We start from the raw sequence: 10,133 nt of genomic DNA, 5'->3' as shown, positions 1-10,133 counted from the left end.
TATACCTGTTGGCTGCAGATGTAATAGGGGCATCATATCTTATTAGCACAAAATCACCTGGTACAATTCCTGGCGCAACACTATTATCGGCAGAAAAATAATTTGTTAATTCTTTATTTGCATATGACTCTAACAATTCTGCGTTAAATATGGCTGGAGTATCATTAATATTAGAGCCCAAAACCCCCATATTATACATATATTGGTTGGTCTGTGCTGGAATAGCGAATTGATATTCTACAGTAGATGGCTCATAAATACCTGTAAAAGGATTTGGTTCGCCTGCAACACTAATAGAATTTAAAAATGCACCTGCTGTTCCACCCGTTCCTGAGATATTGAATGTAACATCTCCAGATGCTAGTGGTGCTGTTGGACTACCTGTAGGAATTACATCCGGACAAGCATCATCACTACACTCAAATGGTGCTGTAAAAACATTAGAATCGTTTAAAGTACATGAGGTATCGGCTGAGAATGTAGCTGTTAAATCTATATCCCTACCATCTGCAGGTAAAACTACATCTACAAAAGTGTGCGGTGAGGTTAAACCAACTGCCGAGACAGTAGCTGTACCATCTCCTGTTAAATCTAACGTACCCGTTGTTGGCGCATTAGTAAACGTTACGGTAATATCTGCTGTAAAGGTATCATCTGTTAAAACTGTTGGTGTACTATTATCGCTACAAGCATCAATGTTTGACGCTGTAATTGAAGAAATATTACACGGATCAATTATTTCAATTGTTACATCTGCTGTATCACAGATAGAATTATCAACATCTAGGCAGATTGTATATTCGACGGTATATGTTCCGGCAGTACTACCAGCAGGGACATTTATTGTTCCATCCGTATTTATAGTAACGCCTGTAAGTCCTCCATCATTACTAATACTTATATTATCGTCTATATTGGCATCGGTTGCTGCTACTCCATCAGCTAGATCTATTCCATTTCCGTTATCATCGAATACGCTAGTTGTAGTTCCTCCAGCAACACTACTGAATGGTGTTGAACTAAAATCGTCATCATTAGCAGTAATAGTTGCTGCAGACATTAAATTACCATCCGCAGTAAAAATGGCTCCAGTAACAATTAAATCGATACCACCTTCACCACTAGCGCTACTAGTATCTGTTGGAAAGGTTGTAGGGTCTATCAATGTATGGGAAACAGTATTTACGTCGTTGGGTATTATACTATAACCATATACTGTAGTGTTTGGTGCAATGCCTAAATCAGAAAAAGAAACATAAACGGCGTGAATATTTTGGTTCCCAACATTAGTGGAAGGCCTCAAATTCGCATCCGCTTCGTCTTTAACAAAAACGGTGGTTTGAATAGTATTTCCCGTATCTCCCCATGTAGAAGCAGGAATTGAAACCAAATTTCCGTAACTAGTAGGTTGATTACTTCCATCAACTGACAAAATCGGAGCAACTTTCCAAGGATCGTTTCCACCTCGCTCAAGAACTAAAAAACCACTCATTGCAGGTGTTGATGTACTGAGTCCTGCTGACCAGATAAAGTCAATACGCTCAATATTATTAATATTTGCACCTCCTTGATTTGCAAAAGTATTATCAGCTCCTCTATTAATTATAGTACTATTAAATACTTCTTCATTCGTAGCAACGTATTCTGAGTCAAGTTGTAAAGTAGTTCCTGAAGACCCTTCCCGTTCATGAAACAATAATTGTCTGTTACCTGTAACATTTGCATTATCAACCCTTTGAACAAATGAAACATCTGCTATCAAAAAAGGCACATAAGCATCAGCACCAATGGAAAAACCAGAAAGCACTAAATTGTTATTACTCGAAGAGGTAGTGGTATGCTGTATGCTGTAGTTAGTTCCCGTAGGATAAGTTCCACCAAAACCGTTAATACTGTAGTCGTTTGATGAATCATCAATATCTACATAATTTGCATTAATATTTGTAACACCTGTTTGAGCTATTGAATTATTAAACAATGCTAAAGCAAAAATTGCCAAACAAAAAGTTAATTTTCTTTTTAAAGAGAATCGGGTAGAGATTTTCATAGTATTATATAGTTGATGTATAATTCAATTTTATATATAAAATGACAAGTCACACTTGTCGATAAAGTGCAAATATATTCGATAAAGTGTAAAAAACAAATTTTATGTAAGATTATTCGTTATAAAAATGAACATCTTATTATCTAATTTTATTATTAAGACACTTATCTATCATTTTACCCTATGCTATATTTGGTATAGGTCTAAAAAATTAGCGGCTTTAATAGCCTTTTAAACAATGTTTTATAAAAATTATTAGAAGAGATTTGCTATTAATCAACTTCCGTTAGTAAGAAAATTTCTCTTAAAATTTTCTTAAGGTAAAATTAAGTAAAAAGATTCAAATCTTTTTTTTATTCTTACGTAATTATATACATATTGGTTTTTAATAACAATAAATTAATATAATAATCATAGTATATTTGCAGCCGCCTTCAATTAGACAATATGAGTTTTATTAAAGAAATAAATAGACGACGTACCTTTGGAATTATATCCCATCCTGATGCTGGTAAAACAACCCTTACCGAAAAATTACTACTATTTGGTGGCGCCATACAAGAAGCAGGTGCTGTAAAAAGCAATAAGATAAAAAAGGGTGCCACGAGCGATTTTATGGAAATTGAGCGTCAACGTGGTATTTCTGTTGCTACTTCTGTTTTGGCATTTGAGTATGACGGTATAAAGATTAACATCCTTGATACTCCAGGACACAAAGATTTTGCCGAAGATACATTTAGAACCTTAACTGCAGTAGACAGCGTTATCGTAGTCATTGATGTTGCTAAGGGTGTAGAGGAACAAACCGAAAAACTGGTGGAAGTTTGTCGTATGCGAAACATACCGATGATAGTCTTCATTAATAAGCTCGATCGTGAAGGTAAAGATGCTTTTGATCTTTTGGATGAGGTTGAACAAAAACTAGGTTTAAGGGTAACACCGCTTAGTTTTCCTATTGGTATGGGTTACGATTTTAAGGGTATATATAATATATGGGAAAATAACATCAATTTATTTAGCGGAAATAGCAGAAAAGATATTGAAGAAACCATTGAGGTTAATGATATAACTTCTTCAGACCTTAATACACTAATTGGAGATAAAGCTGCAAACACATTAAGAGATGAGATAGAACTTGTTAAAGGTATTTATCCAAAATTCAATAAAGAACAATATTTGAACGGTGACTTACAACCCGTTTTTTTTGGGTCTGCCTTAAACAACTTTGGGGTTAGAGAGTTATTGGATTGCTTTGTGGAAATTGCACCAAAACCAAGACCTAAACAAAGTGAAGAACGGTTAATTAAGCCCGAGGAAGACAAATTTACAGGGTTTGTGTTTAAGATTCATGCGAATATGGACCCTAACCATAGAAATCGACTAGCATTCGTTAAGATTGTTTCGGGTGAATTTAAACGAAATACTCCATACTTACATGTTAGACACAACAAGAAACTTAAATTTTCGAGTCCAAATGCTTTCTTTGCCGAGAAAAAAGAAATTGTAGATATCTCTTATCCTGGAGATATTGTGGGTTTACAAGACACAGGTAATTTTAAAATTGGAGATACACTCACCGAAGGGGAAATCATTAATTACAAAGGTGTTCCTAGTTTTTCCCCTGAGCACTTTAGATATATCAATAATGCTGACCCAATGAAAGCAAAGCAGCTTTACAAAGGTATAGATCAATTAATGGACGAAGGTGTAGCCCAATTATTTACCTTAGATTATAATGGAAGAAAGGTTATAGGCACAGTTGGTGCGCTTCAATATGAAGTCATTCAATATAGACTTGAGCATGAGTATGGTGCCAAATGTACTTATGAAAACCTAAACGTACATAAAGCCTGTTGGGTACAAACGGATAATGAAAAAAGTGAGGAATTTAAGGAATTCCTAAGAGTAAAGCAACGTTACCTAGCAAGAGACAAGCAAAATCAGTTAGTATTTTTAGCGGATTCAATGTTTTCATTGCAAATGACCCAACAAAAATATCCGAGTATTACCTTTCATATGACCTCGGAGTTTGAATAAAACATCTATGCATTTCATCGAATGGATGTTAAAAAAACAGTATTTAGTCGAGGTTATTTGTTTTTTATCGATATTTTGATTACTCTTGAACTGCAATATTTACTTTAATTTAAGATTAACCCCAAACTAATCTACTTATTATGGATATAAATGCAAACGTCTTCAGTAACGAAGACATTACCGTTACTTACCAACCCAATTGTTGTGCAAATGCAGGTATTTGCCTTTTACAACTCTCTGAAGTATTTAGAAACTCTGTTATTCCGTGGATTGATTTAGATGGTGCTAATACAGATGCCATCATTTGTCAGATAGATAAATGTCCATCGGGTGCTTTAAAGTATCATTTAAACAAAAAGAAGGTTGCTTAAAAAATTGAAGCAACTAAAAAGCCCTTTGAATTAAATTCAAAGGGCTTTTTAGTTGATAGAATACTCAATTTTATGTGTAAATTTATTTTAAGCATTTTAAGGCTACAATTTCATACAAAACTTACAATCATAAATAGTGATTTTAAAAACACTTTAAAACGTACTTAAAGTAAATCAATTGTAATTGACAAAAACTATTAAATATAAATTTATTATCTATTTTAAAAATAGTTGGTTTTTAACTTTAAAATCTTACGCCTGACCAGTAGGTCCGAAATTCAAGGGAATCGGTGGTTGCTCTCTGAAAAAATGTCGAGCAACAACCAATTCCTTTATGCTTTATGCCTGACCAGTAGGTCCGAAATTCAAGGGAATCGGTGGTTGCTCTCTGAAAAAATGTCGAGCAACAACCAATTCCTTTATGCTTTATGCCTGACCAGTAGGTCCGAAATTCAAGGGAATCGGTGGTTGCTCTCTGAAAAAATGTCGAGCAACAACCAATTCCTTTATGCTTTATGCCTGACCAGTAGGTCCGAAATTCAAGGGAATCGGTGGTTGCTCTCTGAAAAAATGTCGAGCAACAACCAATTCCTTTATGCTTTATGCCTGACCAGTAGGTCCGAAATTCAAGGGAATCGGTGGTTGCTCTCTGAAAAAATGTCGAGCAACAACCAATTCCTTTATGCTTTATGCCTGACCAGTAGGTCCGAAATTCAAGGGAATCGGTGGTTGCTCTCTGAAAAAATGTCGAGCAACAACCAATTCCTTTATGCTTTATGCCTGACCAGTAGGTCCGAAATTCAAGGGAATCGGTGGTTGCTCGTAATCTTTGATTTCACCATGGGCCTTCTCAAAACGTTTTACGTTATCTCCTAGTGCTTTTAATAAGCGCTTTGCATGTTGTGGTGTTAATATAATTCGAGATTTAACCTTACTCTTCGGAGTACCTGGCATTATACTTACAAAATCGACTACAAATTCTGAAACCGAATGGTTGATTATAGCTAAGTTAGAGTACGTACCCTCAGCTACCTTCTCATCTAACTCTATGTTTATCTGTCCTTTTTTAGGATTCTTTTTTTCTTCTGCCATTGAAATTTATTTTTCATTCCCATGAAAATGGGAATCTTATTATTTTAGTTATTTAATACCTATCAGGTTTTTGAAACCTAACAGGGAAGTTAAACTAAAAAGCCTTCAATCTTTAAAGAATGAAGGCTTTTATATTTTAGTTCTGAATTAATGAGATCCTGAAACTAGTTCAGGATAAATTCGACTAACAGACTTTACTTCGCCTTCGGCTCGTAAAGTCAGAGTCTCATTTAATTAAAGTTCATCTCTTCCTTAGCTTTCATCATTTCATCAAACTCTTCTTTAGAACCTACAATAATGCTATCATATTCTCTAACACCTGTACCAGCAGGTATTCTATGTCCTACAATAACATTTTCCTTAAGTCCTTCAAGAGTATCTACCTTACCATTAACCGCTGCTTCGTTAAGAACTTTAGTAGTTTCTTGGAACGATGCCGCAGATATAAACGATTTGGTTTGTAATGACGCTCTTGTAATACCTTGTAATATTGGCGTAGCTGTTGCAGGTTGTGCGTCTCTAGCCGTTACAAGATTCTTATCTTCTCTTCTTAGGATTGAGTTTTCATCTCTAAGTTGTCTTACAGAAATAATCTGACCAGATTTTAAGTTCTCAGAATCACCTGCTTCTTCCACCACTTTCATACCGAAAATTTTATCGTTTTCTTCAATGAAATCTGATTTATGTACAAGTTGATTTTCTAAGAAGATGGTATCACCAGAATCTATAATTCTAACTTTACGCATCATCTGTCTTACAACTACCTCGAAATGTTTATCATTAATTTTTACACCTTGTAAACGATAAACTTCTTGAACTTCGTTCACTAAATATTGCTGAACCGCAGATGGGCCTTTAATGTTTAATATATCGTTAGGTGTTATTGAGCCATCAGATAAAGGCATACCTGCTTTTACATAGTCATTTTCTTGTACAAGAATTTGATTAGATAATTTCACCAAGTATTTCTTTATTTCTCCTAGTTTAGACTCTATAATGATTTCACGATTACCACGTTTAATTTTACCGAATGATACCACACCGTCAATCTCACTAACTACAGCAGGATTTGAAGGGTTACGAGCTTCAAACAATTCCGTTACACGTGGAAGACCACCAGTAATATCACCTGCTTTTGCAGATTTACGAGGAATCTTTACTAAAATCTTACCGATTTCAATTTTATCTCCATCATCGATCATAATATGTGCCCCAACTGGTAAGTTGTAAGAACGTATAGTTTCTCCTTTCTTATCTTCAATCAATAACGTTGGAATCAACTTCTTGTTTCTAGATTCTGAAATTACTTTCTCCTGGAAACCTGTTTGTTCATCAATCTCTACCTGATAGGTTACACCTTGCTCAATGTTTTCATATCTCACCTTACCGGCAAATTCTGAAATAATTACACCGTTGTAAGGATCCCATTGACAGATTACATCTCCTTTTTTCACTTTAGCTCCTGGCTTCACAAATATGTGTGAACCATAAGGAATATTGTTGGTACTTAAAACAATACCTGTCTTGGCATCTACAAGTTTCAGTTCTGAAGTTCTAGAGATTACAACATCTACTTCGTTACCATCATTATCTTTAGACTTAACAGTTTTTAAATCTTCTATTTCAGCAATACCATCAAACTTAACAGCCAATTTATTCTCTTCAGAAATGTTACCTGCAATACCACCTACGTGGAATGTACGTAGCGTTAACTGTGTTCCTGGTTCACCAATAGATTGTGCAGCAACTACACCAACAGCTTCACCACGTTGTACCATCTTACCTGTAGCAAGATTACGTCCATAACAATTTACACAGATACCTTTCTTAGCCTCACATGTTAATGGCGAACGAACCTCAATAGATTCTACAGCTGAATTACCTATTCGCTTAGCGATGACATCATTAATATGTCCACCAGCTTCAACAATCAGCTCTTCTGTTAGTGGGTCATAAACATCATTTAACGATGTTCTACCAACTATTCTAGCTTCTAGAGTTTCAACGATTTCTTCATTTTTCTTAAGTGCAGAAACCTCAATACCTCTTAATGTACCACAATCCTCTTCGTAAACGATGACATCTTGTGAAACATCTACTAGACGACGCGTTAAGTAACCAGCATCCGCCGTTTTAAGAGCCGTATCTGCAAGACCTTTACGAGCACCGTGAGTAGAAATAAAGTATTCTAAAATTGAAAGTCCTTCCTTAAAGTTAGATAAAATCGGGTTTTCAATAATCTCGCCACCACCAGCATTCGATTTTTTAGGCTTAGCCATTAAACCACGCATACCAGTTAACTGACGAATCTGCTCCTTAGATCCACGAGCACCAGAGTCTAGCATCATAAACACCGAGTTAAACCCTTGCTGATCCTCACGAATACGCTTCATGGATAATTCTGTCAATTCAGCATTTGTAGATGTCCAGATATCAATAACTTGGTTATAACGTTCATTGTTGGTAATAAGTCCCATGTTATAGTTACCCATAATACCATCAACCTGCTTGTTTGCAGAATCAATCATTGTTTGCTTTTCTTGTGGTATGATAATATCACCTAAACTAAATGATAATCCACCTTGGAATGCAAACTTATATCCTAATGTCTTAATCTCATCTAAGAATTCCGCTGTTTCAGGAACAGAAGTTACCTTAAGAATATTACCAATAATATCTCTTAACGATTTCTTGGTTAATACCTCATTAATGTATCCAGCTGCTTCAGGTACTTTTTCGTTGAAAAGTACACGACCAACAGTTGTTTCAATAATTTGAGTTGTTAATTCACCCTCTTCATTGAAGTCTTTAGTTCTTACTTTAATACCAGCGTTAAGGTCTACTTTTTTCTCGTTGTAAGCAATTGTTACTTCTTCTGGAGAATAGAATGTTAGACCCTCACCTTTAACCGTATAATCCTTATCAGTCTTACGTAGCTTAGTCATATAATAAAGACCAAGTACCATATCCTGAGAAGGAACTGTTACTGGCGAACCATTTGCTGGGTTCAATATGTTATGAGAAGCTAACATTAAAAGTTGTGCTTCTAAGATTGCCTCTGGTCCTAACGGTAAATGCACAGCCATTTGGTCACCATCGAAATCGGCATTAAATGCAGTACACACTAATGGGTGTAACTGGATTGCCTTACCTTCGATAAGTTTAGGCTGGAATGCCTGAATACCAAGTCTGTGTAATGTAGGAGCACGGTTTAGTAATACTGGATGTCCTTTAAGAACATTCTCTAAGATATCCCAAACTACAGGCTCTTTTCTATCTATAATTTTCTTTGCAGATTTTACTGTCTTTACAATTCCTCTTTCAATTAATTTTCTAATGATGAAAGGCTTATAAAGCTCTGCTGCCATATTTTTTGGCAATCCACATTCAAATAACTTTAATTCTGGTCCAACAACAATTACCGAACGTGCAGAGTAATCAACACGCTTACCAAGTAAGTTCTGACGGAAACGTCCTTGCTTACCTTTAAGTGAATCTGATAACGATTTAAGTGGTCTGTTAGAATCTGTTTTTACTGCTGATGACTTACGTGTGTTATCAAATAATGAATCTACTGATTCTTGTAACATACGCTTTTCATTACGTAAAATCACCTCTGGTGCTTTTATCTCAACCAATCTTTTAAGACGGTTGTTACGGATAATTACACGACGATACAAATCATTTAAATCTGATGTTGCAAAACGACCACCATCTAAAGGTACTAAAGGTCTTAATTCTGGTGGAATTACAGGCACAGCCTTCATGATCATCCACTCTGGTCTGTTCTCTCTATTCTCGTTAGACTCTCTAAACGCTTCAACAACTTGAAGACGTTTTAATGCTTCCGTTTTACGCTGCTTAGAAGTTTCATTATTTGCTTTGTGTCTTAAATCATACGACAATTGATCTAAATCAATTCTCGATAGTAACTCAATAAGACACTCAGCACCCATCTTAGCGATAAACTTATTTGGGTCTGAATCTTCTAAGTATTGGTTTTCTTGTGGAAGTGTTTCAAGAATATTTAAGTATTCTTCTTCCGTTAAGAAATCCATTTTTTGAACTGGTTCACCTTCAGCATTAACAGCAGTACCTGGTTGAATAACCACATAACGCTCGTAATAGATAATCATATCTAATTTCTTAGATGGTAATCCCAAAAGGTAACCAATCTTGTTTGGTAACGAACGGAAATACCAGATATGAGCCACTGGCACCACTAAATTAATGTGTCCTACTCTATCTCTACGTACTTTCTTTTCTGTTACTTCTACACCACAACGGTCACAAACGATACCTTTGTAGCGAATTCTTTTATATTTACCACAAGCACATTCAAAATCCTTTACAGGACCAAAAATACGCTCACAGAACAAACCATCACGTTCTGGTTTGTGAGTTCGATAATTAATAGTTTCTGGCTTTAATACTTCTCCACGAGATGCTGCTAAAACAGATTCTGGTGATGCTAAACCGATAGAAATTTTGTTAAATTTCTGTACTGTATTCTTATCTTGTCTTCTTGCCATGTCTTTATTTAGTATTCAGTCTCAGTCTCAGTATTCAGTTCACTCAGTTGTAAA

General features: G+C 35.4%; 4 protein-coding genes. 2 read left to right on the top strand and 2 right to left on the bottom strand.

Annotated elements, in window-relative coordinates:
* Nucleotides 1-2,494: 2,494 nt before the first annotated feature.
* Entirely contained in the window at nt 2,495-4,084 is a 1,590-nt protein-coding gene (locus tag SIB89_RS13825; protein WP_155088607.1) for a peptide chain release factor 3, read from the top strand.
* Between the two features lie 140 nt (nt 4,085-4,224).
* Complete coding sequence (locus SIB89_RS13820) at nt 4,225-4,455, top strand: (4Fe-4S)-binding protein (protein ID WP_155088606.1); 231 nt, start codon at nt 4,225-4,227, stop codon at nt 4,453-4,455.
* A gap of 774 nt (nt 4,456-5,229) precedes the next feature.
* On the opposite strand, the gene SIB89_RS13815 is transcribed toward SIB89_RS13820, so the two are convergent.
* Both SIB89_RS13815 and rpoC read right to left on the bottom strand, forming a co-directional pair.
* The gene (locus SIB89_RS13815) at nt 5,230-5,547 is read right to left on the bottom strand and encodes a DUF3467 domain-containing protein (protein WP_155088605.1); all 318 of its coding nucleotides are present in this window, start codon (nt 5,545-5,547) and stop codon (nt 5,230-5,232) included.
* 230 nt (nt 5,548-5,777) lie between these two features.
* Nucleotides 5,778-10,079, bottom strand: coding sequence for a DNA-directed RNA polymerase subunit beta' (gene rpoC / locus SIB89_RS13810; protein WP_412560233.1), 4,302 nt, complete (start codon nt 10,077-10,079; stop codon nt 5,778-5,780).
* Nucleotides 10,080-10,133: the final 54 nt, after the last annotated feature.

It is taken from the genome of Winogradskyella sp. MIT101101 (assembly GCF_047126865.1).
In the GTDB taxonomy this organism is placed as follows: Bacteria; Bacteroidota; Bacteroidia; order Flavobacteriales; family Flavobacteriaceae; genus Winogradskyella; species Winogradskyella ouciana.
The sequence above is the reverse complement of the archived record's forward strand: the minus strand, read 5'-3'. Positions and strand labels throughout refer to the sequence as shown.